The sequence below is a fragment of the Candidatus Frankia nodulisporulans genome (assembly GCF_902806475.1).
GTDB lineage: Bacteria > Actinomycetota > Actinomycetes > Frankiales > Frankiaceae > Frankia > Frankia umida.
The window spans coordinates 1-2,680 of record NZ_CADCWS010000390.1 but is presented as its reverse complement, the minus strand read 5'-3'; the positions used below and the strand labels follow the sequence as shown (position 1 = coordinate 2,680).

General features: G+C 74.2%; 2 protein-coding genes and 1 pseudogene. All 3 read left to right on the top strand.

Annotated elements, in window-relative coordinates; translation table 11 throughout:
- A partial coding sequence (locus G6R24_RS20085) for a HelD family protein (protein WP_163550707.1) occupies positions 1-2,072 on the top strand: 2,072 nt, incomplete at its 5' end.
- A 30-nt stretch (positions 2,073-2,102) separates the two neighbouring features.
- Positions 2,103-2,297: pseudogene (locus G6R24_RS24655) on the top strand (DUF2237 family protein); the annotation flags it as partial.
- Between the two features lie 25 nt (positions 2,298-2,322).
- Entirely contained in the window at positions 2,323-2,538 is a 216-nt protein-coding gene (locus tag G6R24_RS24650) for a DUF2237 family protein (protein WP_254592498.1), read from the top strand.
- The last annotated feature ends 142 nt before the right edge of the window (positions 2,539-2,680 follow it).

The window sequence follows — 2,680 nt, the reverse complement described above, 5'->3', positions numbered from 1 at the left end:
TGGCCCGGATGGGGCAGGGGGCGGGCCCTGCCGCCGGGCGGCGGTTCTACCTGGGACGGCGCTACGTCCGCGAGGCGGCCGGTGACGATCCGCTGGTCGTGGACTGGCGAGCGGACATCGCCCGGCCCTTCTACCGGGCGCATCGTGGTGATCCGATGGGTGTGTGGTCCCGGCGTCGGTTCGGCTACGACCACGGGCGGCTCACCGCCTTCGAGGACGAACGTCTCCACCCCGCCGCCGAGGCCGCGGCGGACCTGACCCGTCCGGGGGAGCCGGCCCGTCCGGGGGAGCCGGCCGATCCCGGAGCCGTGCTCAGAGCGGGGGGACTGGCGGCACGGGAGATCGAGCGGCCGCGGACGGGCCCGATGCGCGACATCGTGGCGACCATCGACCCGGAGCAGGACGAGATCGTCCGGGCCGCGCTCGAGGTCAGCCTGTGCGTGCAGGGCGCCCCGGGGACCGGCAAGACGGCCGTCGGTCTGCACCGGGCGGCCTATCTGCTGTTCGCGCACCGGGAACGCCTGGCCCGCACGGGGGTACTGGTCGTGGGGCCCAACCGGGCGTTCCTGGAGTACATCGCCGCGGTGCTCCCGGCCCTCGGGGAGAACACGGTGCGCCACCTCAGCGTCGACGAGCTGGTCGACGCGACCGACGGCGGCGGCGGTGAGCGGGCTGGCTTTCGGGAGGAGCCGGTGGCCGCCGCGACGCTCAAGGGCGATCCGCGGCTGGCCGCCGTGCTCCGCGCCGCGCTGCTGGGTGGGCTGCGCCCCCCGACCGGACCCGTCACGGTCATCACCCGGGCGGGACGCTGGACCGTCGGTGAACAGGAGTTCGCCGACCTGTTCGCCGACGTCGAGGCCGCCCACCGGGCCGGCACCGTGCGCTACGCCCCCGCCCGGGCGCGCGTCGCCGGACAGCTCGCGAACCTGGTGCGCCGTCGGGCCGAACTGTCCGGCCACTTCCTCACCGACGGGGCGCTGCGCACCCTGGCCGCAAGCCGGTCGATCCGGGACGCGGTGGAGACCGTCTGGCCGGCGATCGACGGCCCGGGCCTGGTCCGTCGGCTGCTCACCGACGCGGATCTGCTGGCCCGATCGGCCCAGGGCCTGCTCGACCCGTCCGACCAGGCCCTGCTGCTGGCCGCCGCACCGCCAGGGCCGGCGCGGCGGCCACGATGGTCGGCCGCCGAGGCGTTCCTCGTGGATGAGGCCCGTGACCTGCTCGAAGGCACCGGGGGAGTCGGGCATCTGATCGTCGACGAGGCGCAGGACCTCTCCCCGATGCAGTGCCGGGCGATCGCTCGCCGCAGCGTCGACGGTTCCCTCACCGTCCTGGGAGACCTCGCCCAGGGCACGACGCCATGGGCCGCCACCTCCTGGCCGGCCCAACTGGGCCATCTCGGACGCGGCGACGCGCGGCTCGAGGTGCTCACCCGCGGATACCGGGTGCCGGCGGAGATCCTCGCCTTCGCCAACCGGCTGCTGGCCGGCATCGCCCCCGGCCTGCCCCCGGCCACCTCGGTGCGGACCGCCCCCGGATCACTGGCCATCCACGCCCTCGAAAACGCGACCGCCACGGTGGACGCGACCGCCACAGCGGACACGGTGGACGCGACCGCCACAGCGGACACGGTGGACGCGACCGCCACAGCGGACACGGTGGACGCGACCGCCACGGTGGCCACGGTGGCCACGGTGGCCGCCGCCGTACGGACCGCCCTCGGCCAGGAAGGATCACTGGCGGTGATCGCCGCGGACGCCGACCTCGCCGTCCTCGGTCCCGCGCTGACGGCCACCGGCCTGGAGCTGGCCAGCCTCGAGGACCCCCCGAGCAGCCGCACCGGCCGGGGAACGCTGGTGCCGGCATCCCTGGCCAAGGGATTGGAGTTCGATCATGTGGTCGTGGTGGAGCCGGCCGCGATCGTCGCCGCCGAAGCCGTCCGGGTACTGGGGGAACGCCGCCTGTATGTGGCATTGACGCGTGCGGTCAGCGCCCTGACAGTTGTCCATTCCCGGCCACTACCTGCGGCGTTGCGTGCGCTGGCGGGGGGTCCGTCCACGGGTGTGGCATGACCGGGCCGGCCCGATCTGGCCAGACGCTGTGTGGGCGGCGCGGACGTAGGTGAAAATGGCGAGGTGGCAGAGGTGGCAGTGGAAAGAAACGTCCTGGGTGGCGAGCTGGAGCCGTGCGGCATCGACCCGCTGACCGGGTTCTACCGCGACGGGTGCTGCAGCACCGGGCCGGATGACCTGGGCAGTCACACCGTGTGTGCGGTCGTGACGACGGAGTTCCTGCGCCACCAGCGGCAGGTCGGCAACGACCTTGTCCACCCCCCGTCCGGAATACGCCTTCCCGGGCCTGCGTCCCGGCGACCGCTGGTGCGTCGTCGCGGTGCGATGGCTGCAGGCCTACCACGCCGGTGTCGCCGCGCCGGTGGTGCTCGCGTCCACCCACGAACGGGCCCTGGAGGTCATCCCGCTCGACGCACTGCGCGCCCACGCCGTCGACGTCCCCGCCGACCCGCGTTCCCTGGGCTGATCCGGCCTGGTGACGCCCCCGCCGTCCGGGACAGGGAGGGCGGGGGCGGGCCGCCGGCCAGGGGATCCGTGCGGGTGGGCGGTGGCTAGTGCAGCGCCTCAGTAGTTCCTTTCCGGCGCCTGGTCACGGTGAGTGATGTCAA